This is a genomic window from Pseudomonas sp. D4002 (genome assembly GCF_013385665.1).
In the GTDB taxonomy this organism is placed as follows: domain Bacteria; phylum Pseudomonadota; class Gammaproteobacteria; order Pseudomonadales; family Pseudomonadaceae; genus Aquipseudomonas.
On sequence record NZ_JACAPN010000025.1, the window covers coordinates 166,619 to 191,005 of the forward strand.

The 24,387-nt window shown below is 62.7% G+C and carries 24 protein-coding genes and 1 riboswitch; of the genes, 17 read left to right on the forward strand and 7 right to left on the reverse strand.

The window, feature by feature from the left end; all coding sequences use genetic code 11:
- The first annotated feature begins 48 nt into the window (after positions 1-48).
- Complete coding sequence (nadB, locus tag HX824_RS19940) at positions 49-1,665, forward strand: L-aspartate oxidase (protein WP_003211997.1); 1,617 nt, start codon at positions 49-51, stop codon at positions 1,663-1,665.
- On the opposite strand, the gene HX824_RS19945 is transcribed toward nadB, so the two are convergent.
- Both HX824_RS19945 and HX824_RS19950 read right to left on the reverse strand, forming a co-directional pair.
- Positions 1,634-2,086, reverse strand: coding sequence for a protein YgfX (locus HX824_RS19945; protein WP_177008913.1), 453 nt, complete (start codon positions 2,084-2,086; stop codon positions 1,634-1,636). The genes nadB and HX824_RS19945 overlap by 32 nt on opposite strands.
- Entirely contained in the window at positions 2,070-2,324 is a 255-nt protein-coding gene (locus tag HX824_RS19950) for a succinate dehydrogenase assembly factor 2 (protein WP_003212000.1), read from the reverse strand. Before HX824_RS19950 ends, HX824_RS19945 begins: the two co-directional genes overlap by 17 nt.
- A 139-nt stretch (positions 2,325-2,463) precedes the next feature.
- Between HX824_RS19950 and HX824_RS19955 the strand changes: the two genes are divergently transcribed.
- Complete coding sequence (locus tag HX824_RS19955) at positions 2,464-3,405, forward strand: folate-binding protein YgfZ (RefSeq protein ID WP_177054967.1); 942 nt, start codon at positions 2,464-2,466, stop codon at positions 3,403-3,405.
- A 36-nt stretch (positions 3,406-3,441) separates the two neighbouring features.
- On the forward strand, positions 3,442-4,263 hold the full coding sequence (locus tag HX824_RS19960; protein ID WP_177035873.1) for an HDOD domain-containing protein: 822 nt from the start codon (positions 3,442-3,444) through the stop codon (positions 4,261-4,263).
- Here HX824_RS19960 and HX824_RS19965 read toward each other — a convergent pair whose 3' ends face one another.
- Both HX824_RS19965 and HX824_RS19970 read right to left on the reverse strand, forming a co-directional pair.
- The gene (locus HX824_RS19965) at positions 4,264-5,649 is read right to left on the reverse strand and encodes a sensor histidine kinase (RefSeq protein ID WP_003212006.1); all 1,386 of its coding nucleotides are present in this window, start codon (positions 5,647-5,649) and stop codon (positions 4,264-4,266) included.
- A complete protein-coding gene (locus tag HX824_RS19970) occupies positions 5,642-6,313 on the reverse strand; it encodes a response regulator (protein ID WP_003212008.1) in 672 nt (223 codons plus the stop codon). The genes HX824_RS19965 and HX824_RS19970 overlap by 8 nt, the downstream gene beginning before the upstream one ends.
- Positions 6,314-6,549: 236 nt before the next feature.
- Between HX824_RS19970 and HX824_RS19975 the strand changes: the two genes are divergently transcribed.
- The 5 genes from HX824_RS19975 to HX824_RS19995 all read left to right on the forward strand — a co-directional run bounded on the left by HX824_RS19975 (position 6,550) and on the right by HX824_RS19995 (position 11,980).
- Entirely contained in the window at positions 6,550-7,830 is a 1,281-nt protein-coding gene (locus HX824_RS19975) for an OprD family porin (RefSeq protein WP_177046260.1), read from the forward strand.
- Positions 7,831-7,858: 28 nt separating this feature from the next.
- Positions 7,859-8,845, forward strand: coding sequence for a tripartite tricarboxylate transporter substrate binding protein (locus tag HX824_RS19980; protein WP_166742143.1), 987 nt, complete (start codon positions 7,859-7,861; stop codon positions 8,843-8,845).
- A gap of 130 nt (positions 8,846-8,975) precedes the next feature.
- A complete protein-coding gene (locus HX824_RS19985; protein WP_008437838.1) occupies positions 8,976-9,434 on the forward strand; it encodes a tripartite tricarboxylate transporter TctB family protein in 459 nt (152 codons plus the stop codon).
- A gap of 1 nt (position 9,435) precedes the next feature.
- On the forward strand, positions 9,436-10,950 hold the full coding sequence (locus HX824_RS19990) for a tripartite tricarboxylate transporter permease (protein WP_003212016.1): 1,515 nt from the start codon (positions 9,436-9,438) through the stop codon (positions 10,948-10,950).
- Complete coding sequence (locus HX824_RS19995) at positions 10,943-11,980, forward strand: AbrB family transcriptional regulator (protein ID WP_003212018.1); 1,038 nt, start codon at positions 10,943-10,945, stop codon at positions 11,978-11,980. Before HX824_RS19990 ends, HX824_RS19995 begins: the two co-directional genes overlap by 8 nt.
- 68 nt (positions 11,981-12,048) lie before the next feature.
- Here the strand turns inward: HX824_RS19995 and ung are convergent, their stop codons facing one another.
- Positions 12,049-12,741, reverse strand: coding sequence for a uracil-DNA glycosylase (gene ung / locus HX824_RS20000; protein ID WP_003212020.1), 693 nt, complete (start codon positions 12,739-12,741; stop codon positions 12,049-12,051).
- Between the two features lie 135 nt (positions 12,742-12,876).
- Between ung and HX824_RS20005 the strand changes: the two genes are divergently transcribed.
- Complete coding sequence (locus HX824_RS20005) at positions 12,877-13,989, forward strand: enoyl-CoA hydratase/isomerase family protein (RefSeq protein ID WP_177028564.1); 1,113 nt, start codon at positions 12,877-12,879, stop codon at positions 13,987-13,989.
- Here the strand turns inward: HX824_RS20005 and HX824_RS20010 are convergent.
- Complete coding sequence (locus HX824_RS20010; RefSeq protein WP_134325887.1) at positions 13,983-14,432, reverse strand: DUF3757 domain-containing protein; 450 nt, start codon at positions 14,430-14,432, stop codon at positions 13,983-13,985. The genes HX824_RS20005 and HX824_RS20010 overlap by 7 nt on opposite strands.
- A gap of 160 nt (positions 14,433-14,592) precedes the next feature.
- Entirely contained in the window at positions 14,593-14,949 is a 357-nt protein-coding gene (locus HX824_RS20015; protein WP_003212026.1) for a hypothetical protein, read from the reverse strand.
- 302 nt (positions 14,950-15,251) lie between these two features.
- Positions 15,252-15,352: riboswitch (guanidine-I (ykkC/yxkD leader) on the forward strand.
- Positions 15,353-15,413: 61 nt separating this feature from the next.
- Between HX824_RS20015 and HX824_RS20020 the strand changes: the two genes are divergently transcribed.
- The 8 genes from HX824_RS20020 to HX824_RS20055 all read left to right on the forward strand — a co-directional run bounded on the left by HX824_RS20020 (position 15,414) and on the right by HX824_RS20055 (position 24,358).
- Positions 15,414-16,481: a putative urea ABC transporter substrate-binding protein gene (locus HX824_RS20020; protein ID WP_008437831.1), complete on the forward strand. Its 1,068-nt coding sequence runs from the start codon at positions 15,414-15,416 to the stop codon at positions 16,479-16,481.
- 12 nt (positions 16,482-16,493) lie between these two features.
- Positions 16,494-17,309, forward strand: a complete 816-nt coding sequence (locus tag HX824_RS20025) for an ABC transporter permease (protein WP_003212030.1) — start codon at positions 16,494-16,496, stop codon at positions 17,307-17,309.
- Entirely contained in the window at positions 17,306-18,070 is a 765-nt protein-coding gene (locus HX824_RS20030; RefSeq protein WP_008437829.1) for an ABC transporter ATP-binding protein, read from the forward strand. Before HX824_RS20025 ends, HX824_RS20030 begins: the two co-directional genes overlap by 4 nt.
- The gene (locus HX824_RS20035; protein ID WP_003212035.1) at positions 18,067-18,792 is read left to right on the forward strand and encodes an urea amidolyase associated protein UAAP1; all 726 of its coding nucleotides are present in this window, start codon (positions 18,067-18,069) and stop codon (positions 18,790-18,792) included. Before HX824_RS20030 ends, HX824_RS20035 begins: the two co-directional genes overlap by 4 nt.
- Before the next feature lie 9 nt (positions 18,793-18,801).
- A complete protein-coding gene (locus HX824_RS20040; protein WP_003212037.1) occupies positions 18,802-19,434 on the forward strand; it encodes an urea amidolyase associated protein UAAP2 in 633 nt (210 codons plus the stop codon).
- Between the two features lie 304 nt (positions 19,435-19,738).
- Complete coding sequence (gene uca / locus HX824_RS20045) at positions 19,739-23,380, forward strand: urea carboxylase (RefSeq protein ID WP_177054968.1); 3,642 nt, start codon at positions 19,739-19,741, stop codon at positions 23,378-23,380.
- Between the two features lie 73 nt (positions 23,381-23,453).
- Positions 23,454-23,666, forward strand: coding sequence for a cysteine-rich CWC family protein (locus tag HX824_RS20050; protein ID WP_008437822.1), 213 nt, complete (start codon positions 23,454-23,456; stop codon positions 23,664-23,666).
- On the forward strand, positions 23,666-24,358 hold the full coding sequence (locus HX824_RS20055; protein WP_177022964.1) for a pseudouridine synthase: 693 nt from the start codon (positions 23,666-23,668) through the stop codon (positions 24,356-24,358). The genes HX824_RS20050 and HX824_RS20055 overlap by 1 nt, the downstream gene beginning before the upstream one ends.
- Positions 24,359-24,387: the final 29 nt, after the last annotated feature.

Consider the following 24,387-nt stretch of genomic DNA (forward strand, 5'->3'; position numbering starts at 1 on the left):
GCGTCCTGTTTGCGCCCCCTACGGATCGCTTTTTGCGGAATCCTTCAAATGAGCCAACAGTTTCAACACGATGTCCTGGTGATTGGCAGCGGCGCCGCGGGCTTGAGCCTTGCACTGACCTTGCCGGGCCACCTGCGCATAGCCGTACTGAGCAAGGGCGACCTCGCCAATGGCTCGACGTTCTGGGCCCAGGGCGGTGTCGCCGCGGTGCTCGATGACACCGACACGGTGCAATCCCACGTCGAAGACACCCTGAATGCCGGCGGCGGCCTGTGCAATGAAGAGGCGGTGCGCTTCACCGTCGAGCATAGCCGCGAAGCCATCCAGTGGCTGATCGACCAGGGCGTGCCCTTCACCCGCGACGAACATTCCGGCACCGACGACGGCGGCTTCGAGTTCCACCTGACCCGCGAAGGCGGCCACAGCCATCGGCGGATCATCCATGCCGCCGACGCCACCGGCGCCGCGATCTTCAAGACCCTGCTCGCCCAGGCCCGGCAACGCCCCAACATCGAACTGCTGGAACAGCGGGTCGCCGTCGACCTGATCACCGAAAAGCGCCTTGGCCTGCCGGGCGAACGCTGCCTCGGCGCCTATGTGCTCAACCGGGCCAGCGGCGAAGTCGACACCTACGGCGCGCGCTTCACCATTCTCGCCTCGGGCGGCGCAGCGAAGGTCTACCTCTATACCAGCAACCCCGACGGCGCCTGCGGTGACGGCATTGCCATGGCCTGGCGTTCGGGCTGCCGGGTGGCGAACCTGGAATTCAACCAGTTCCACCCCACTTGCCTGTATCACCCGCAGGCCAAGAGCTTCCTGATCACCGAAGCCCTGCGCGGCGAAGGCGCACACCTGAAGCTGCCCAACGGCGAACGTTTCATGCAGCGCTTCGACCCACGAGCAGAACTGGCCCCGCGGGACATCGTCGCCCGGGCCATCGACCATGAAATGAAGCGCCTGGGCATCGACTGCGTCTACCTGGACATCAGCCACAAGCCCGAAGCCTTCATCAAGACCCATTTCCCGACGGTCTACGAGCGCTGCCTGGCGTTCAATATCGACATCACCAAGGGCCCGATCCCGGTCGTCCCGGCGGCGCACTACACCTGCGGCGGCGTGATGGTCGACCAGAACGGCCGCACCGACGTGCCCGGCCTGTACGCCATTGGCGAAACCAGCTTCACCGGCCTGCACGGCGCCAACCGCATGGCCAGCAATTCGTTGCTGGAGTGTTTCGTGTACGCCCGCTCCGCCGCCGCCGACATCCTTGAACAGCTGCCGCGCATCCCGGTGCCGGCCGCCCTGCCCCGCTGGGACGCCAGCCAGGTGACCGATTCGGACGAAGACGTGATCATCGCCCACAACTGGGACGAGTTGCGGCGCTTCATGTGGGACTACGTGGGCATCGTGCGCACCAACAAGCGCCTGGCGCGGGCGCAGCACCGGGTTCGACTGTTGCTGGATGAGATCGACGAGTTCTACAGCAACTATAAAGTCAGCCGCGACCTGATCGAGCTGCGCAACCTGGCCCAGGTGGCGGAACTGATGATCCGCTCGGCCATGGAGCGCAAGGAAAGCCGGGGATTGCATTACACCCTCGACTACCCGCAAATGCTGCCCGAAGCGCGCGACACTATTCTGGTGCCAACCACCTACGGCGGCTGAATTTCAAGCGCACCCGCAGGCGCCGATGCACATCGGTAGCCTGCGAATCCCGTGGCACGCAGATCGAACGCACCCGCCAGTCACCCTGCACCCGAAAGCGCAGCACCACGATCAACGGCAACGCCAGGCTGTCGGGGCGCAGTTGCACGCTGTGCCAGCCACGCGCGGCGCTCCACAACTGCCAGCCATCCTCGTCGCGACGCAGGCCACGGATCGACGAACGGTGAGTCAGCAGGATATGACGCGGCAATACCCAACCGGCATGGGCCAGGCACAACAAGGCGCCAAAGGCTCCGAACCACCGGGACACATCGAGAAACCACAGCGCACCCAGTGCGAACGCCTGGGCGAAAAGATAAGCCGCCAGCAACTGCCCGGAGGCGTGCCAGCGGCATTCGAACGTATTACTTGGGCTGGACACGATCCAGAATCATCCGAACCATGCGCTGCAGCTCCGGGTCTTCCGATTCGGCGCGTTCCATGAACCAGCCGAACATGTCCTGATCCTCGCATTCCAGCAGCTTGCGGTAGCAGTCGCGGTCGACGTCGTTGAGGTGCGGATAGACCTCCCTGACGAACGGTACCAGCAACACGTCCAGTTCAAGCATGCCGCGTCGGCTGTGCCAGTAGAGGCGATTGAGTTCTACATCTTCGACCATGGAGCGCTCCTCAAATAGAGCGCAAGTATACAGGCCGAAGCTGCCTGGAACAGTCGGCTTTGGTCGGCCATACGGAAACTATCCATTTGCCGGGCGCCCCTCTATGATGCACTCATGACTTTTTAACCTGCGATGACCCATGGCTGACTCTGCTTTTTTCTGCCCCCTGTCCCACGAAGGCGTTCTCGCCGTCCGCGGTTCCGACGCTGCCAAGTTCCTCCAGGGACAACTGACCTGCAACCTCAACTACCTGAGTGACACCCAGGCCAGCCTGGGCGCGCGCTGCACCCAGAAAGGGCGCATGCAGTCGAGCTTCCGCATCCTGCTGCAAGGCGATGGCGTGCTGCTGGCCATGGCCACCGAACTGCTGGAGCCACAACTGGCGGACCTGAAAAAGTACGCCGTGTTCTCCAAATCCAAACTCACCGACGAAAGCGCTGCCTGGGCGCGTTTCGGTGTGTCGGATGCCGATCAGGTACTGGCCGGCCTCGGCCTCCAACTACCCGCCGAGACCGACAGCGTGGTGCGCAGCGATGACCTGATCGCCATCCGCGTATCGCCGGGCCGTGCCGAACTCTGGGCTCCCGCCGCCCAAGCTCAAACCCTGCACAGCCAACTCGCCGCACAATTGCACGAAGGTGAACTGAACCAATGGCTGCTGGGCCAGATCCGTGCCGGTATCGGCCAGGTCATGCCCCAGACCCGCGAACTGTTCATCCCGCAGATGCTCAACCTGCAAGCCGTCGGCGGCGTCAGCTTCAAGAAAGGCTGCTACACCGGCCAGGAAATCGTCGCGCGCATGCAGTATTTGGGCAAACTCAAGCGTCGCCTGTATCGCCTGAGCCTGAATGCCGGCGAGCTGCCTGAGCCCGGCACCCCACTGTTTTCCCCGAATCACAACAGCGCCATCGGCGAGGTGGTGCTTGCCGCCCGTGCCGATCAGGCGATTGAACTTCTAGCGGTGCTGCAAGCCGAAGCAGCAGAGAGTGGCGATGTGCATGTAGGCACGCTGGAAGGCCCGGGCCTTCAGCTGCTCGACCTGCCCTACCAGCTGGACCGTGATCGCGAGATCCAGCGCTGATCGTCGTACCTTTTTGCTACACCCTAGAGATCTTGAATGAACAAGCTGGCGGAAAAAGTCCAACAGGCGTTGGTTGTGGCCATCGATAACGATGACCTGGTTCTGCCAACGCTGCCGGAAGTGGCCCTGAACATTCGCCAGGCCGCCGAAGACCCGGACATCAGCATCAGCCACCTGAGCAAAGTGATCGGCCGTGACACTGCCTTGTCGGCACGGCTGATCAAAGTGGTCAACAGCCCGCTGTTGCGCGCGACCCAGGAAGTCACCGACCTGCACACCGCCATCACCCGCCTGGGCACCAACTACAGCAGCAACCTGGCGATCGGCCTGGTGATGGAACAGATCTTCCACGCCCGTTCCGAAGTGGTCGAACAGAAGATGCGCGATGTCTGGCGGCGCAGCCTGGAAGTGGCCGGCGTGAGCTATGCGTTGTGCCGCAACCACAGCCAGTTGAAGCCTGACCAGGCGGCGCTGGGTGGGCTGGTGCACCAGATTGGCGTGCTACCGATCCTGACCTTCGCCGAAGATCACTATGAACTGCTGTCCGATCCGGTCAGCCTCGATCACGTGATTGAAAGCATCCACCCGTTGCTGGGGGACAAGCTGCTGCGGCGCTGGGACTTCCCGGAAATGCTGGTGAACCTGCCGGCGCAGTACATGAACCTTGAGCGCGACTCCGAGCGCCTGGACTATATCGACCTGGTGCAGGTCGCCGTGTTGTATTGCCACCGCGACACTGACCACCCGCTGGCCAGCGTACCGATATCGACGGTACCTGCGATCAAGAAACTGCGACTCGACCCCTACAGCGACACCTTGCGCGCCGAGCTGGATGAAGCACGGTCAATGTTCTACTGATTACCCCGCGATAAAACTGACCCGCACTTTCAACCCCGCCAACTCTCCGTCATGCAAGCTGATCTGCGCCAGGTGTGCCCGGCAGATCTCGCCAACAATCGCCAACCCCAAGCCCGCCCCCAAGCCCTGCTGGCTGCGCCGATAGAAGCGCTCGAACACTCGGTCCCGCTCATCCAGCGGGATGCCCGGGCCGTCATCTTCCACCTCAAGTACCGCCGGCGCCGTGACCCGCAAGATCACGTTGCCGCCCGGGGGCGTGTGGGCCAGGGCGTTGTCCACCAGGTTGCTCAACAACTCGTTCAACAAGGTGGGCTCGCCCCGCAGCCACACCGGTTCATCCGCCTCCAGCGCCAGGGCCACGCCACGCGCATGGGCCAGCGGCGCCATGGCCATGCCCAGCTCGCGAGCCAACTGGCTCAGGTCCAGCAACTGGGCCCCGCCTTCGGCAATCGCCCGGGCGCCGTTTTCGATGCGCGCCAGCGAGAGCAATTGATTGGCCAGGTGAGTCAGGCGATCAGTGCCCTGGGCTGCGGTTTCCAGGGTGGTGCGCCAGGTAGCCGGATCTTCGGCACGCAGGCCAAGCTCCAAGCGTGCCTTGAGCGCTGCCAACGGAGTGCGCAGCTCATGGGCGGCATCGGCAATAAACTGTGCCTGGCGCTCGAACTGCCCGCGCAGGCGTTCGGTGAAATGGTTGAGCGCATGTACCAGCGGGCCCAATTCATGCTGCACCTCCACCAGCGGCAATGGCCGCAGGTCATCGGGCTGACGCTCTTCCACGGCCGTGCGCAAGCGCTCCAACGGCCGCAGCGCCGCACTCACGGCAAAGAACACCAACAACAAAGCACCGATGGCCAGCATCCCCAGGCGTAGCAAGGTATCGGCCATCAGGCTGCGCGCCATCGCCACCCGCGCCTCGTCGGTTTCGGCCACGCGGATTTCCGCCATGCCGTTCATGTTCGGTTCGGAGACTGCCTTGAGCAGGCTGACCACTCTCACGTTCTGGCCCTGATACCTGGCGTTATAAAAGCGCGCCAGCGCCGGATAGTCATCGGTGCGTGGAGTTCCCGGCGGCGGGCCCGGCAGGTTTTCGTAGCCGGAAATCAGCTTCTGGTGAATATCGTTGACCTGGTAGTAGATTCGCCCGGCGCTGTCGTAGGCGAACGTATCCAGGGCGACGTAGGGCACATCGGCACTCAAGGTGCCGTCGCGGTGGGACAGGCCGGCCGCAATGGTCCGCGCCGAGGCCAACAGCGTGCGGTCGTAAGCCGTGTCCGCCGCCTCGCGCCCATTCCAGTAAGCGCTCAAGCCGCTGGCAATCATCAACACCACCAGCAACAGCGCCAGGTTCCACAGCAGGCGCCAGCGCAGGCTGCTGGGCTTATGCATCGCGGGCTTCCAGCAGGTACCCCAGGCCACGGAAGGTGACGATGGCCACAGGCTGGCCATCGAGTTTCTTGCGCAGGCGGTGCACGTAGATTTCGATGGCATCGGGGCTGGCCTCTTCATCCAGGCCAAACACCTGGGAGGCCAGTTGCTCCTTGCTCATGACCCGGCCCGGGCGCGCGATCAGCGCCTCAAGCACCGCCTGCTCGCGGGAGGTCAACGTCAGCAATTCGCCGCCCAGGGTGAAGCGCCGCGTGTCCAGGTCGTAAATCAGCACGCCACACGCCTGTTGCCGCTCACCGCCCAGCACGCTACGGCGCAGCAGCGCCTTGACCCGGGCTTCCAGCTCCGTCAGTTCGAACGGCTTGGCCAGGTAGTCATCCGCGCCCAGGTTGAGGCCATGCACGCGGTCCTTCACATCGCTGCGTGCGGTCAACATCAACACCGGCAGATTTTTCCCACGGGCCCGCAGGCGAGCCAACACTTCAAAACCGTCCATGCGCGGCAGGCCCACATCGAGAATCGCCACCGCGTATTCCTCGCTGCTCAAGGCCAGGTCCGCCGCCACTCCGTCGTGCAACACGTCGACGGTCAAACCCGTGCTCTTGAGCGCTTGGGCGACACTTTCGGCTAGCTGCAAATGGTCTTCGACCAGAAGGACACGCATGGGTTTTTACCTCGTTCGGGGGTGGTCGGCGCCACGCTTTGCCGGGGAGTTTACAGGCGCGGCCTGCGCTGTGAAGCCCGAAAACATTGAAAGGCGACTGAAAGGTTAGTGAAAGCTTCGCCCTTTAGCATCCAGCCACGGTGGGTTTCGCCTGCCGAGCTATTTCACCCATAGCGCCCGAAAAACGCCTCGAAGCGTTTTCGCCAAAATAAGAACAATAACGGAGTACACCCACGATGCTGCGCACACAGCCGCCTGCTCGTTCTTCTCGTATCACCCAGACCGCCCTTGCCAGTGCCGCCGCCCTCGCCGGCTTTTCGCCCGCAGGCCAGGCCGCCTTTTTCGAGGACAGCACCGCCACCCTCGAAACCCGCAACATGTACTTCAACCGCGACTTTCGCGACGGCACCAGCGCACAACAATCCAAGCGCGACGAGTGGGCCCAGGGCTTCATGCTCAACCTGCAGTCGGGCTACACCGACGGTACCGTCGGCTTCGGCGTGGATGCGCTGGGCATGCTCGGGGTCAAGCTCGACTCCAGCCCCGACCGCACCGGCACCGGGCTGTTGCCGACCCACGACGACGGCCGCGCCGCCAACGAATATTCCAAACTCGGCCTGACCGGCAAAGTGAAGATCTCCGCCACCGAGCTGAAGATCGGCGCGCTGATCCCCGAATTGCCGATCCTCAAGCCCAACGACGGGCGCATCCTGCCGCAGACGTTTGACGGCGGCCTGCTCAGTTCCAGGGAATTCAAGAACCTGGTGTTCACCGGCGGCCGCCTGAACAAGGCCAAGGACCGCGACGACACCAACTACGAAGACATCGGCCTCAACAACAAGAACAGCCGCTTCCTCAGCGGCGCCACCGGCAAGCATTTCGACTTCGGCGGCGTGGACTATAAATTCGCCGACAAGATCACCGGCAGCTACCACTTCGCCCAACTCGACGACGTGTACCGCCAGCATTTCCTCGGCCTCGTGGCCTCGCGCCCGATGGGCCCCGGCACCTTCGGCGCCGACCTGCGCCTGGCCGTCAGTGACGACACCGGCGCGGCGCGCGGCGGCAAGATCGACAACACCTCCCTCAACGGCCTCTTCAGCTATGCCCTCAATGGCCATAAGCTCAGCGCCGGTTACCAGCACATGTCCGGCGACAGTGCCTTTCCCTACGTGGACGGTAGCGATCCTTACCTTGTCAACTTCGTGCAGATCAACGACTTTGCCGGCGCCGAAGAACGCTCCTGGCAGGCCCGCTACGACTACGACTTCGCCAAGCTGGGGATTCCCGGCCTGAGTTTCATGAGCCGTTACCTGTCGGGTGACAACATCAAGCTCAAGAACGGCGAGACCGGCAAGGAGTGGGAACGCAACAGCGAGATCCGCTACGTGGTGCAAAGCGGCACGTTCAAGGACGTGGCCGTGCGTCTGCGCAATGCCACCTACCGTTCCAACTATTCGGCCCGTGATGCGGATGAAGTGCGCCTGCTGGTGAGCTACAGCGTCGCACTCTGGTAACAGCAACCTCATAACAACAATGATGGAGATGAACATGACCCTTTCACTGCGTAAATTTGCCCTGACGGCCAGCTGCATGCTGTTCGCCAGCCAACTGCTGGCCGCCGAGCCCAAGCGCCCGGAGTGCATCGCCCCGGCGTCCCCTGGCGGTGGTTTCGACCTGACCTGCAAACTGGCGCAGAGCGCGCTGGTCAACGAGAAACTGCTGAGCAAGCCGATGCGCGTGACCTACATGCCCGGCGGCGTGGGCGCGGTGGCCTACAACGCCGTCGTGGCGCAGCGTCCGGCCGACGCCGGCACGCTGGTGGCGTGGTCCAGCGGCTCGCTGTTGAACCTGGCCCAGGGCAAATTTGGCCGCTTCGATGAAAGCGCCGTGCGCTGGCTCGCGGCCGTCGGCACCAGCTACGGTGCCATCGCGGTGAAAAACGATTCGCCCTACAAAAACCTCGACGATCTGGTCAAGGCCCTGAAGAAAGATCCGGGCAGCGTGGTCATCGGTTCCGGCGGCACCGTCGGCAGCCAGGACTGGATGCAAACCGCCCTGATCGCCAAGGCCGCCGGCATCAACCCGCGTGACCTGCGCTACGTGGCACTGGAAGGCGGCGGCGAGATCGCCACCGCCCTGCTCGGCGGCCATATCCAGGTAGGCAGTACCGACATCTCCGACTCCATGCCGCACATCCTCAGTGGTGACATGCGCCTGCTGGCGGTGTTCTCCGACGAACGCCTGGACGAGCCGGAAATGAAGAACATCCCGACCGCCAAGGAACAAGGCTACGACATCGTCTGGCCGGTGGTGCGTGGCTTCTACCTCGGGCCAAAAGTCAGCGACGAAGACTATGCCTGGTGGAAAGACGCCTTCGACAAACTGCTGGCTTCCGAAGAGTTCGCCAAGCTGCGTGACCAGCGCGAGCTGTTCCCGTTCGCCATGACCGGCCCGGAGCTGGACACCTACGTGAAGAAACAGGTGGCTGACTACAAAGTGCTGGCCAAAGAGTTCGGCCTGATCCAGTAATCGCCCCTCTGTGGGAGCGGGCTTGCTCGCGAAAAACTTCAACGATGACGCGTGCTGCCTGTATAAACGCGACGTCCTGGCGTTCTTCGTGAGCAAGCTCGCGCCTACAAGAGTCTCCAAGGAGTTTCCCATGCTCTTACAACGCATTTTCGCCTCAGTGATGTTGCTGGTCTGTGCCGGCCTCGCACTGATGGCCTGGCCATATCAGGCGTCGTTTTCCTACGAGCCGGTAGGGCCTCGGGCCTACCCGCTGCTGATGCTCGGGCTGATGGGCCTGGGCCTGATCTACATGCTGTTTCGTCCACAGCCCACCAAGCACACAGAAGAAGAGCCCGCGCTGGACCGCCAGACCCTGATCAAGATCGGCATCTGCGTCGGGTTGCTGCTGGTGTTTGCCGGCACCTTCGAACCCTTGGGTTTCATCCTCAGCAGCATGCTGATCGGCATTCCGATGGCGCGCCTGTATGGCGGCCGCTGGATGCCCAGCGTGGTGATCGTGACCTTGATGAGCATCGGTCTTTACCTGCTGTTCGACAAGGCCATGGATGTACCGCTGCCACTCGGCCTGCTTGAAGTTCTGGAGAACTGATATGGATACGTTCAGCTATTTGGGCCAGGGCTTCGGCGTTGCACTGACCCCTTACAACCTGATCACCGCACTGTGCGGCACCTTGATCGGCACCGTGGTCGGCCTGTTGCCGGGCCTTGGGCCGATCAACGGCGTAGCGCTGTTGATCCCCATCGCATTTGCCCTGGGGCTGCCGCCTGAGTCGGCCTTGATCCTGTTGGCGGCCGTGTACCTGGGCTGCGAATACGGCGGGCGCATCAGCTCGATCCTGTTGAACATCCCGGGTGAAGCTTCCACCGTGATGACCACCCTCGACGGCTACCCGATGGCTCGCAAAGGCCTGGCGGGCGTGGCGTTGTCGCTGTCGGCGTGGAGTTCGTTCATCGGTGCGTTTATCGCCACCTGCGGCATGGTGCTGTTCGCCCCGCTGCTGGCCAAATGGGCGATTGCCTTCGGCCCGGCGGAATATTTCGTACTGATGGTGTTTGCCATCGTCTGCCTGGGCGGCATGGCCGGTGACAAGCCGCTGAAGACCTTTGTCGCGGCCTTGATCGGCCTGTTTCTGTCAGCAGTGGGTATCGATGCCAACAGCGGCGTATACCGCTTCACCGGCGATAACATCCACCTGACCGACGGCATCCAGTTCGTGGTGCTTGTATTGGGCCTGTTCTCCATCAGCGAGATCCTGTTGCTGCTGGAAAAAACCCACCGTGGCCAGGAAGCCGTGAAAGCCACCGGACGCATGATGTTCAACCTGAAGGAAGCTTCCGCGGTATTCGTCGTGAATATTCGCTGCGGCCTGCTGGGTTTCATCATGGGTGTATTGCCGGGCGCGGGTGCCACACTGGCCTCGGCCGTGGCCTACATGACCGAAAAACGCCTGGCCGGTGCCAGCGGTAAATTCGGCCAGGGCGACATGCGCGGCCTCGCGGCTCCGGAAACCGCGATCGGCGCTTCCGCCTGCGGCGCCCTGGTGCCGATGCTGACCCTCGGCGTACCCGGCTCGGGCACCACGGCGGTGATGATCGGCGCCCTGTCGCTGTACAACATCACCCCCGGCCCGCTGCTGTTCCAACAGCAACCGGACATCGTCTGGGGCCTGATCGCCTCGTTGTTTATCGCCAACATCATGCTGGTGATCCTCAACATCCCGATGATCCGCATCTTCACCCGCATCCTTGCCGTGCCGAACTGGGCACTGGTGCCGGTGATCGCCATCATCACTGCGATCGGTGTGTACGCGGTTCACGCCACCACCTTCGACCTGTTCCTGATGGTCGGCATCGGCATCTTCGGCTACATCCTGCGCAAGCTGGATTTCCCGCTCTCGCCGGTGCTGCTGGGCTTTATCCTCGGCGGGTTGATGGAGCAGAACCTGCGTCGTGCGCTGTCGATTTCCAACGGCGAATTGCAGATCCTCTGGTCGAGCCCGATCACCTTCGGCGTGTGGGTACTGACGGCCTTGATGCTGTTGTTCCCGCTCCTGCGCATCTGGCGCAAGCGTTCCCTGCAGCGTCGTGCCGTGGCCGATGTCTGAGGCCACGTTCAGAAACTGGTGGGCAACACCGCTGGTCGGTCTGCTGGGCGGGTATCTCGCCAGCCAGATCGGCTGGCCACTGCCGTACATGGTCGGCTCGTTGCTGGCGATCATCCTGGTGCGCTGCCTGACACCCTGGCAGCTCGCAGAAATTCCCGGCGGCCGCAAATGCGGCCAATGGGTGGTGGGCATCGGCATCGGCCTGCACTTCACCCCGGTGGTGATCGAGCAGGTGATGAGCCACTTCGGCCTGATCTTCTTCGGCGCGCTGGTCACCAGCCTCTCCAGCATCGTGGGTGTGTGGTTGATGCGCCGCAGCGGTGAAGACCGTGCCACAGCGTTTTTCTCGAGCATGCCGGGTGGGTCGGGGGAGATGGTCAACCTCGGCGCACGCAACGGCGCAGTACTCAGCCGCGTCGCGGCGGGCCAGAGTTTGCGGGTATTGGTGGTGGTGCTCTGCGTGCCGGCGGCGTTCAAGTATTTGCTGGGGGAAGGTGCCCCGCAGTTTCATCCGGCGACGGTGGATTGGACCTGGCTGGCGCTGCTGTTTCCCGTCGGCGCCCTGGTGGCCTGGGGCTGGCAACGCTTGCGTCAGCCAAACCCCTGGCTGTTCGGGCCGCTGCTGGTCAGTGCCGCCGCCAGCATTACCTGGGACTTGCACATCGGGCTGCCCGACGGCGGCAGCCAGATCGGCCAGTGGCTGATCGGCAGCGGCCTGGGTTGCCACTTCAACCGGCAGTTCTTCCGGCGCGCGCCGTTGTTCATGGGACGTACGTTGATCGGAACGGCGTTGACCATGTTGATTGCGACGCTGGCGGCTGTGGGCTTGAGTGCACTCACACATCTGGACCTGCGTTCGCTGACACTGGGCATGATGCCAGGCGGAATTGCGGAAATGAGCCTGACGGCGGAAACCCTGCAATTGTCGGTGCCGTTGGTGACGGCGATGCAGGTGATGCGTTTGTTGTTTGTGCTGTTTCTGGCGGAGCCTTTGTTTCGACACTGGAACCGGCAGCCAGACAAAATCTGAAGCCCAAGAGACGTTCAATTGTAGGAGCTGTCGAGCTTTAGCGAGACAGCTCCTACATTGGAGCTATGTCAAACCGGCGGCAATCGCCACTCGATCGGCGTCTCGCCATTCTGCTCAAGAAACTTGTTGGTGCGGCTGAAATGCCCGCAGCCAATAAACCCTCTATAGGCCGACAACGGCGACGGATGCACCGACGTCAGCACCAGGTGTTTGGTAGCGTCGATCAGCTTCTGCTTGCCCTGCGCATGGGCGCCCCACAGCAAGAACACCAGGTGCGGCTGATGCTCGCTCACCACTTCAATAATCCGATCGGTAAAGAACTGCCAGCCCTTGCCCGCATGGGCGTTGGCATTCGCGCGCTCCACGGTCATGGTGGTGTTGATCATCAGCACGCCCTGGTCGGCCCAGCTTTGCAGGTAGCCGTGGTTGGGAATGTCGATGTTCAGGTCACGCTTGAGTTCTTTGTAGATATTGACCAGCGACGGCGGTGCCGGCACGCCCGGTTGCACCGAGAAGCACAAGCCGTGGGCCTGGCCCGGGCCGTGATACGGGTCCTGGCCGAGGATCACCACCTTGACCTTGTCCAGGGGCGTTGAGTTGAGTGCGTTGAAGATCATCGGGCCGGGTGGGTAGATCTCCTTGCCTGCCGCGTGCTCCTGGCGCAGGAATTCCCGCAACTGGGCCATGTACGGCTGGTCGAACTCGTCACGCAGGGCGTGTTTCCAGCTGGGTTCGAGTTTGATACGGTCGTCGGTGGTCATGGTTACGCTGTCTAGTCAAAAGAATGAGGCGAACCCTAGGAAAGCCGACCTTGCTTGTCAATTGATCTGACGCAGATACCGCACTTTCCTGCGAAGCGATCATACTGAACCTTCACTTTATCGATTGAGGTCATGATGAACCTGCACTTCGAAGAGCTGATTGGCACCGGCGGCGCCCGCGTTGGCATCGCCAGCCTGGACGCGGAAAAATCCCTCAATGCCTTGTCGTTGCCGATGATCCTGGCCCTGAGCGAACGCCTGGACGCCTGGGCCAAAGACCCGCAAATCGTCTGCGTGCTGCTGCGCGGCAATGGCCCCAAGGCCTTTTGCGCCGGTGGCGAAGTCCGCAGCCTGGCCCAGGCCTGCCGTGAACATCCCGGCGAAGTACCGGCGCTGGCCGCGCAATTTTTCGCCGCGGAGTACCGCCTCGACTACCGCCTGCACACCTATCCCAAACCGCTGATCTGCTGGGGCCACGGCTATGTGCTGGGCGGTGGCATGGGCTTGCTGCAAAGCGCCGCCGTGCGCATCGTCACTCCAAGCAGCCGCCTGGCCATGCCGGAAATCAGCATCGGCCTGTACCCGGACGTGGGCGCCAGTTGGTTCCTGTCTCGCCTGCCCGGCAAGTTGGGGTTGTTCCTCGGCCTGACCGGCGCCCATATGAATGGCCGCGACGCCCTGGACCTGGGCCTGGCTGACCGTTTCCTGCTGGATGAACAACAAGACGAACTGCTTGAAGGCCTGCTGCAACTGAACTGGCAGGAACAGACCGACATGCAGCTCAACAGCCTGCTCAAGGCCCTGGCCCAGGAAGCCACCGGCCAGTTGCCCGAAGCCCAATGGCTGCCGCGCCGTGGGCAGATCGACGAGTGGCTGGACGTGGGGGATGTGCGCTGTGCGTGGCGAGCCTTGAGCCAGTTACGCGATCACACCGACCCGCTGCTCCGCCGCGCAGGCAAGACCCTGAACGAAGGCTGCCCGCTGACCGCGCACCTGGTGTGGGAACAGATCCAGCGCGCGCGGCACCTGTCCCTGGCCCAGGTGTTCCAGATGGAATACACCTTGAGCCTGAACTGCTGCCGTCACCCGGAATTCAGCGAAGGTGTGCGGGCGCGGTTGATCGACAAGGACCAGCAGCCACACTGGCACTGGCCGGACATCAACTTGATCCCCGAGGCCGTGGTGCAGGCGCACTTCCACAAGGTCTGGGAAGGGCGGCATCCGCTGGCGGACCTGTCTGACTATTGAGCGTCCGCCGGCGCTTTTTTGCCCTCGAACGTGAAGGCACAATTATCGGGTTGGTGGTCGTCGCACTGGAAAACCTGTTGCCCGAAAGCATCGGTGCCCGGTACCCAATGCGTGGTATCTGCCAGCGACATCGCCCCCCCGGCTTGGGCCGTGCCGTACCTCAGGGTGACTGTCTTACCCCTCAGGGTTTTATAAATGCACTTTTCCAGATAGCCATGCTTGCGCTCGTCCTGCTCGCTAGGAGTAAAAAGCGCGCCGACAAAGGTTTCCACGAATTCCCCGCCGCTCATTGCCTGGCTTATCCATGGCGAGTCGCTGTCAGTTCCCTGAAAGTGACCGTCAACGTAGCGTACAGCACTCGGGTAAGGACAGGATTGCGCTGCTGCCAACGTACTGACGCCAAGAAAAGCAAAAAATAACAGGTAGAGCGGGCTGACGTTCATGTCATGGGTTCCATCAGTCGATGCTGGAAGCGATACGCCAAACAGGCGACTGCTCCCAATTAACTACAGGCGTAACCCACAGGATAGCTGTCAAATATGACAGTGCCGACCAACGGTAAACAAAAACGGCGCCTGAGCGCCGTTTTTCCAATTATTCCTATCAGCGATGACCGCCGCCACGGCCTCCACCCTGACCACCACCCTGGCCATGTCCGCCACCATTACCCCAGTGACTGTTGCCCCAACCCTGGTTTGGGTAAGGCCGATAACCCGCGCGCGGCCCCGCAGGATAATAGCGCGGCGCCGGCTGGTAATAACGCGGCGACGGGTAATAACGCTGCGGTGGCGGGTAGTAACCCTGGCGGTAATGGTAATACGGGCCGCCGCCGTAGTAATACGCCGGCGCGGGCGCCGTGTAGACCTCGGAACCGTAGTAGGCCTGGCCGCCACCGTAATAAGGCGCGCACGCAGACAGGGTCAAGCCGAGCAAAGCGATGAGAAGCAGTCGACGATACATGGCGGCCTCCTGGACCGCGGAAGAGCACACCCAGCGACGCTGGGGGGCGGCAAACAGCTTTCACTGCCTGACGAAATATCTGACATCAAAAACGGAATCTGGTGCGATTTAGACATAGATTGATACATCTGCCGGTCGCCTCATTGCAGTGCAACCCCGCACCACCACAATGCATATTCCCTACACGTTTCTCCCTCCTCCTCGCGCCAACCCACGCCATTACTGCGCCCGTGCCACTTGGCACGACTCTCGCTTTACCTCTCCCGTGCAGGAGTCATCACAGGTTCGCGGCACCACAATTTGCAATGGCTGACTAGGGTTCCGGCTCGCTAAGGCGAGTGGCTGGTCCGAGAGTCGGCGACCTCCAGTTGAGGTTACACGGCGGGATAAAAGCCCGGGAGACAAGCCACCGTTCACGGTGCCGCGTTGCTCCTGCTCGCCCTTGATCAACTGGAGAAGCATCCATGCCCTCGATACGTTTACCCGCCCTGCTCGCCGCCGCCTTCGCCGCCGTGGTGAGTTTTTCCGCCCAAGCCGCCCCCAAAGACCATTTCAGCGTGTGCTGGACGATCTATGCCGGCTGGATGCCGTGGGAATACGCCGGCAGCCAAGGCATCCTCGACAAGTGGGCCAAGAAGTACGGCATCAAGATCGACATGGTGCAGCTCAATGACTACGTCGAATCCATCAACCAGTACACCGCCGGCCAGTTCGACGGCTGCACCATGACCAACATGGACGCCCTGACCATTCCCGCCGCCGGCGGCGTGGACAGCACCGCGCTGGTGGTCAGCGACTTCTCCAATGGCAACGATGGCGTGGTCATCAAAGGTGAAGGCAAGACAGTCGCCGACCTCAAGGGCATGAACGTCAACCTGGTGGAACTTTCCGTGTCCCACTACCTGCTGGCCCGCGCCCTGGAGTCGGCCAACCTCAGCGAAAAAGACCTGAAAGTGGTCAACACCTCCGACGCCGACATCGCCGCCGCCTTCAACACCGACCAGGTCAAGGCCGTCACCACCTGGAACCCGATGCTCTCGGAGATCAAGGCCAAGCCCGGCGTCACCGAAGTGTTCGACTCCAGCAAAGTGCCCGGCGAAATCATGGACATGATGGTGGTCAACACCCAGACCCTCAAGGACAACCCCAAGCTGGGCAAAGCGTTGACCGGCGCCTGGTTTGAAGTGGTGGCGCTGATGAACGCGAAAAACGCCGCCAGCACCGACGCCCTGGAGCACATGGCCAAGGCCTCCGGCACCGACCTCAAGGGCTTCCAGTCGCAACTGGACACCACCAAGCTGTTCGCCACGCCCAAGGAAGCCCTGGCCTTTGCCACCAGCGCGCAGTTGCCCGCCACCATGGACAAAGTCGCCGAGTTCTCGTTTAAACACGGCCTGCTGGGTGAAGGTGCCAAGGACACCAACGCCGTGGGCATGAGCTTCGCCAATGGCGTGACCCGCGGCGACACTGCCAACCTCAAGCTGCATTTCGACCCCAGCTACGTACAGATGGCCGCCGACGGCACGCTGTAAGAGGACGCGGCCATGCGCCTGATCAACCGTCACCCGGAACGCTCCAGTCGCCTGCTGTTGGTGCTGCTGCCCTTCGCCCTGCTGCTGTTCGCCTACTTCGTGGGCTCGGCCGAGCGCCTGGCAGACAACCCCAACGACAAGCTGCTGCCCAGCGCCGCACAAATGGGCGACGCAGTGAAACGCCTGGCCTTCAGCGCCGACACTCGCACCGGTGAATACGTGCTGTGGCAAGACAGCGCCTCAAGCCTGCGCCGCCTGGCGATCGGCCTGGGCATCAGCGCCCTCGCCGGCCTGTGCCTGGGCATTGCAGCCGGCACCTTGCCGCTGTTTGGCGCACCGTTGTCGCCGTTACTGACGGTGCTGTCGATGGTGCCGCCGCTGGCGATCCTGCCGATCCTGTTCATCGTGTTCGGGCTGGGGGAATTGTCGAAAGTGATGCTGATCGTGATCGGTATCACCCCGGCCCTGGCGCGGGACCTGGAACAGCGGGCACGGGAAATTCCCGTGGAGTTGCTGGTGAAGGCACAGACCCTCGGCGCCTCCACCTGGACCCTGATGCTGCGGGTGGTGCTGCCGCAATTGCTGCCACGTTTGCTGATCTCCCTGCGCTTGATGCTCGGCTCGGCGTGGCTGTTCCTGATTGCAGCCGAAGCCATCGCCTCCACCGACGGTTTGGGTTACCGGATCTTCCTGGTGCGCCGCTACCTGGCGATGGACGTGATCCTGCCCTACGTGGTGTGGATCACCCTGCTGGCCTGGCTGATGGACTGGGGCCTCAAGGCCCTGACGCGGCGCGCGTTCCCCTGGTACGAAGGAGCGCGGGCATGAGCTTTATCAACGTCAACAATGTGTGGCAGCGCTATGGCGACCAGGTGGTATTGGAGCGCCTGAACCTGCACGTGGCTGAAGGCGAATTCTGCACCCTGGTCGGCACCTCCGGTTGCGGCAAATCGACCTTCCTGCGCCTGCTGCTGGGGCAGGAAACCGCCAGCCATGGCGAGATCCTGCTGGACGGTAAACCGCTCGCCGCCGAACCCGACGCCAGCCGTGGCGTGGTGTTCCAGCGCTACTCGGTGTTCCCGCATCTGACGGTGCTGGACAACGTTGCGCTGGGCCTTGAGTTGCCACGTTCAGCGTTGCTCGGCCGCCTGTTCGGCAGCGCGAAAAAACAGGCCCGGGAACAGGCCGCAGCCCTGCTGCATAAAGTCGGTTTGGGCCATGCCCTGGACAAGTACCCGGCGGAGCTTTCCGGCGGTATGCAGCAGCGGCTGGCCATCGCCCAGGCGCTGATCATGAAGCCCCGCGTGTTGCTGCTGGACGAACCCTTCGGCGCCCTCGACCCGGGCATTCGCAAAGACATGCACCTGCTGTTGCTGGAGCTGTGGCGCGAAACCAGGCTGACGGTGTTCATGGTCACCCACGACCTCAGCGAAGGCTTCAGCCTCGGCACCCGCTTGCTGGTGTTCGACAAGGTGCGCCTCGACCCACACGCCCCCGGCGCATACGGCGCCCGCATCACCTACGACATCCCTTTGAACAGCGAGCGCCGCAAGGCGATCGCCGCCGAACTTGGAGCCACTTCCAAATGACCGACTCAACTCAATTGTTCCCACCTTTCGCCGAGGAAATGCTCCCCGGCGGCGGCCACCGTTCCTTTGTACTCAAGCGCGGCCAACTGCTGCGCCTCACCGACATTCGCGGCGGCGCCAACGTCAGCCTGACCCTGCTCAATGCCAATGAAAAAACCGAGCGCCTGAACCTGCCCGACAGCCTCAAATGCCAACACACCGCCAAGCTCACCAACGGCCATTGCCTGTACTCGGACATGGGCCGCGTGCTGGCTGCCATCACCGCCGACACCTGCGGCTGGAGTGACAGTATCGGCGGCGTGTCATGCGCCTCCGAGGTCGCGGAAAAATATGGCAAAGGCCGCTATCAAGAGCTGCGCAACGGCTTCTACCGCAACGGCACCGACAACCTGCTGGTGGAACTGGGCAAGTGGGGCCTGGGGCTGTCCGACCTGCTGATGACCCTCAACCTGTTCAGCAAAGTCACGGTAGATGAAGCTGGCAGCCTGCACTTTGTCCCCGGTCACTCCAAGGCCGGCGACTACATCGAACTCTACGCACCGATGGACACACTGGTGGTGCTCACCGCGCTGCAACATCCCATGGACCCCAACCCCGAGTACGCGCCGCAGCCGCTGAAACTCAGCTGGATGAACGCCGACCCAAGCGTCGCCGAACACTGCCGTACCTCGCGCCCGGAAAACGAGCGCGGCTTTATCAACACCGACCGTCTGTTCGCCTGAGGACCTGCCATGTCTATCGCACTCGCCAAACAACCGGACGCGGCCGTGTACCGCGCGACCATTCCCGCCGGCGAACCCTGGCTGATGGAAGTCAAGGCCGGCCAGACCCTGCGCATCCTCGACCTTGAGGGCAACCAGGCGGTCGACACGCTGTTCTACAGCCTGAAAAACCCCAGGGAACGCTACGACGTGCAGCGCACCCTGCGTCGGCAAAACAGCGTGTACCTGAGCACCGGCAGCGTGCTGTATTCCAACCTCGGCCAGCCAATGCTGACCATCGTCGACGACACCTGCGGACGCCACGACACCCTTGGCGGCGCCTGCGCCCAAGAGAGCAACACCGTGCGCTACGCCCTGGAAAAACGCTACATGCACAGCTGCCGCGACAACTACCTGCGGGCCTGCGCCCACGATGGCCGGCTGGGTAAAAGCGACATCGGGCCGAACATCAATTTCTTCATGAACGTGCCGGTGACCGCCGATGGCGGGTTGACCTTCGAGGACGGGATTTCCGCCCCCGGCAAGTACGTCGACCTGCGGGCCGAGATGGACGTGATCGTACTGATCTCCAACTGCCCGCAACTGAACAACCCGTGCAACGGCTACAACCCAACCCCTGCGGAGTTACTGGTATGGAACTGAAGATCAAGCGGTTGCGCCAGTGGTTGTTCGCCCTGTGCCAGGCTCGCGCCGGGCAGTGCCTCCGAAAACGCTGAAGATCACCTGTGGGAGCGAGATTGTGTGGGAGCGGGCTTGCTCGCGAAAGCGGCGTATCAGGCGACTGATGTATTGACTGAACCACCGCATTCGCGAGCAAGCCCGCTCCCACACTCCACCTCCCACACTGACTGCATGCGCTGCGGACGACCGCAGCGCCATCCACATTTGCGGGACGGCCCGCATCCCAGGACAAGGCCGAGCACTCATCGGCCTGCGGGGTTTTGCCATGTTCGAAAAACTGTTGATCGCCAACCGTGGCGCCATCGCCTGCCGCATCCTGCGCACCTTGCGTGAGCTTTCGGTCAAGGGCGTGGCGGTGTATTCCGAAGCCGATGCCGCGAGCCTGCATATCCAGCAAGCGGATGAGGCCTACAGCCTGGGCGAAGGCGCGGCGGCCGGCACCTATTTGTCGGTGGAGAAAATCCTCGCCACGGCCAAGGCGTGTGGCGCCACCGCGATTCATCCCGGCTATGGCTTTCTATCGGAAAACGCCGCCTTCGCCGAAGCCTGCGAAACAGCAGGCATCGCCTTCGTCGGCCCGACGCCGGAACAGCTGCGGGTATTCGGCCTCAAGCACACCGCGCGCGCGTTGGCCAGGCAGCACAACATCCCGCTGCTGGAAGGCACCGAGCTGCTCAACAGCCTCGACTCTGCGTTACTGGCCGGGGAAACCGTGGGCTATCCGATCATGCTTAAAAGCACCGCCGGTGGTGGCGGGATCGGCATGCGCGTGTGCCACAGCGCCGATGAATTGCGCGACTGTTTCGAGGCAGTGAAACGCCTGGGCCAGAACAATTTCAGCGATGCCGGTGTGTTTATCGAGAAGTACATCCAGCACGCCCGGCACCTGGAAGTGCAGGTGTTTGGTGATGGCTGCGGCGAGGTCATCGCCCTCGGCGTGCGCGACTGTTCGGTGCAGCGGCGCAACCAGAAAGTGCTTGAAGAAACCCCGGCGCCGAACCTGCCCGACGGCATGGCGGATGAGCTGTGCCGTGCCGCCATCACCCTGGCCAAGGCAGTGGATTACCGCAGCGCCGGCACCGTGGAATTTATCTTTGATAGCGCCGATGGCCGCTTCTATTTTCTGGAAGTGAACACCCGGTTGCAGGTGGAACATGGCGTCACCGAGCAAGTGTGGGGCGTGGACCTGGTGCGCTGGATGGTGCAATTGGCCGCCGGGGAAATGCCGCCATTGCGGGAACTGCAACTGAAGCCTCACGGCCACGCGATTCAGGCACGCCTGTACGCCGAAGATCCGGGCCGGGAGTTTCAGCCAAGCCCGGGGCTTTTGACGTATGTGGACTTCCCGGTCGCTGAAGGCCTGCGCATCGACACGTGGGTGGAGGCCGGTTGCGAGATTCCGCCCTACTTCGACCCGATGATCGCCAAGCTCATCACCTGGGCGCCGACCCGCGAACAGGCACGCCTGGACTTGCATCAAGCCCTGAGCAACAGCCAACTGTACGGCGTGGAAACCAACCGCGATTATCTGCGCCAGATTCTGCTCGCTACACCGTTCGCCAGTGGCCATCCGTGGACGCGCTGCCTTGAAGATTTGGTGTACCACGCCAACACGTTTGAAGTGCTCAGCGCCGGCACGCAAACCAGTGTGCAGGACTATCCGGGGCGCCTCGGTTACTGGGCCGTAGGCGTGCCGCCGTCGGGGCCGATGGACAGTCGCGCGCTGCGCCTGGGCAATCGCCTGCTGGGCAATGCCGAGGGCACCGCTGCGCTGGAAATCACCATGAGCGGGCCGTTGCTGCGCTTCAATTGTGCGGCGGTGGTGGCGGTGACGGGTGCAGACATTGTGCTGCGCTTGAATGATGAAGCGGTACCGATGAACACCGCGTTGCTGATCCCGGCGGGCGCAACCTTAAGCCTGGGCACCATCGCCGGGGCCGGAGCTCGCAGCTACCTTTGCGTGCGCGGCGGGCTGCAGGTTCCGGATTATCTGGGAAGCAAAAGTACCTTCACCCTTGGCCAGTTTGGTGGGCATGGCGGGCGGGCTTTGCGGGCGGGTGATGTGTTGCACTTACTGCCGTTGGAGGATCTCAGTTGCGGCAATACGCTAGTGCCTGAACCGCTTGGCGAGGTGCGAACACTGCGGGTGATCTACGGCCCCCACGGCGCGCCGGAATACTTCAAGCCCGAGTACATCGAGACGTTCTTTGCCACCCAGTGGGAAGTGCATTTCAACTCCAGCCGCACGGGTGTGAGGTTGATCGGGCCGAAGCCTCTGTGGGCGCGTACGGATGGCGGTGAGGCGGGGTTGCATCCGTCGAATATTCACGACAATCCCTATGCGATCGGTGCGGTGGATTTTACCGGGGACATGCCGGTGATCCTCGGCCCCGATGGCCCGAGCCTGGGTGGGTTTGTATGCCCGGTGACGGTGATCGAGGCGGACTTGTGGCAGCTGGGCCAGCTCAAGGCGGGTGACAAAATCTGCTTCACCCCCGTCGACATCAAGACCGCCCGAAACCTCGCCTTGAACTGGGATCGTTCCCACGCTCTGCGTGGGAATGCCGCCTGGGACGCTCCGCGTCCCGCTGTCGACGCAATGACGCAGAGCGTCACAGGATGCATTCCCACGCAGAGCGTGGGAATGATCAGGTCGCCTGTTGTTCTGGACATCAGCCAGGCCGACACCCGCCTCGTCGCCCGCCTCGCCGGCGACACCCACCTGCTCCTGGAAATCGGCGCCCCGGAACTCGACCTGGTGCTGCGCTTTCGCGCCCACGCCCTGATGCAAGCCCTCGAAGCACAAGCCCTGCACGGCGTCATCGACCTGACACCCGGCATCCGCTCCCTGCAAATCCACTATCAGCCCGAACAACTTACCCTCGCCGACCTCCTGGCGCTGATCACCGCCGAATGGCACGCCGTCTGCGCCAGCCAAAACCTGCAGGTGCCGTCGCGCATCGTCCACCTGCCACTGTCCTGGGACGACCCGGCCTGCCAACTGGCGATCGAAAAATACATGACCACCGTGCGCAAGGATGCCCCGTGGTGCCCGAGCAACCTGGAGTTCATCCGCCGCATTAACGACCTGGCCAACCTCGACGAAGTGCGCCACACCGTGTTCGATGCCAGCTACCTGGTGATGGGCCTGGGCGACGTCTACCTCGGCGCGCCCGTGGCCACGCCGCTGGACCCGCGTCACCGCCTGGTCACCACCAAGTACAACCCGGCACGCACCTGGACCGCCGAAAACTCCGTGGGCATCGGTGGCGCCTACCTGTGCGTCTACGGCATGGAAGGCCCCGGCGGTTATCAGTTCGTCGGGCGTACCTTGCAGATGTGGAACCGCTACCGGGAAGTGGCCGCGTTCGATGGCAAACCGTGGTTGCTGCGCTTCTTCGACCAGATCCGCTTTTACCCGGTGAGCGCCGATGAGCTGGTGCAGATTCGCCGGGATTTCCCCCTTGGGCGGTTTGAACTGAGCATCGAACACAGCCAGTTGAACCTGACGGATTACCAGGCCTTTCTCGCGCAGGAAGCCGAAAGCATCGGCGCGTTTCGCGGGCAACAGCAGCGCGCGTTCAACGCCGAACGCGAACGCTGGATGGCCAGCGGCCAGGCGCATTTCGACAGCGAGGAACTCGCCGCACCACAGGGCGCAGACACGCCCTTGCAGGCCAACGAATACAGCATCGACAGCCACATCGCCGGCAATCTCTGGCAAGTGCAGGTGAGCGCTGGCGAACGCGTGGCGGCGGGGGATGTGCTGGTGATCCTGGAGTCGATGAAAATGGAAATCCCGGTAGTCGCACCGTTCGCCGGTACCGTGCGGGAAATTCCGGTGCAGCCCGGCAGCGGCATTGGCGCAGGCCAACGGGTGGTGGTGCTGGAGCGTGATTTGCAATAACGCGGCGGGGCTGTATCGTGCAAGGCACACCGGGTTTCACCGGGACCTTGTCCGATACAGCCTGAACCGACCGATGACCACGCCAACCCTCTGCCCCGCCTGCGGCGCCCGCAACGATTGCGTCCTGGCCGACCCGCGCACTGCCGACCAGGCGTGCTGGTGCTATTCCGTCAGCATCGACCCCGCAGTGCTCGAAGCCTTGCCGGCGGAACTGCGCAATAAAGCCTGCCTGTGCCCGCGTTGTGCTCAGGTGGACGAACAACTGCGCGGCAACGAGCGGTCGTAATGCGCGTAGATCGTTTCCTCAGCAACCTGCCCCGTTTCAACCGTAAACAGGTTCGCCTGTTGCTGGTGGAGCGGCGGATCAGCGTCGACGGCCAGGCCACCAGCGATCCGCACCACCCGGTAAGCGAGTTCAGCCGTGTGTTGCTGGATGACGAAGTGCTGCAAGCCGGCAAACCCGCGCGTTACTTCATGCTGCACAAACCCCAGGGCTGCGTCAGCGCCACGTCCGACCCGCAACACCCCACGGTGCTCGACCTGCTGGATGAACCTGACAAGCACGAGCTGCACATCGCCGGTCGTCTGGATTTCAACACCACCGGCCTGATGCTGATCACCAACGACGGCCAGTGGTCGCGCCGCCTGACCCAGCCGCAAACCAAACTGCCCAAGGTCTACTACGTCGAGACCGAGCAGGACATCGGCCCGCAATACGCGGCCACCTTTGCCGCCGGCCTGTACTTCGCCTTTGAAGACCTCACCACCCAACCGGCGGAACTGGAACTATTGGGCCCCAGAACGGCGCGCCTGAGCATCATTGAAGGGCGTTATCACCAGGTGAAGCGCATGTTCGGGCACTTCGACAACAAAGTGATGCGCCTGCACCGCGAACGCATGGGACCGCTGGAGTTGGACGCAGCCCTTGCGCCAGGCCATTACCGGGCGCTTACAGAGGCTGAAATCCAACAGGTCTGATGACCGTTCAGCCGATGATGGCAAAAACC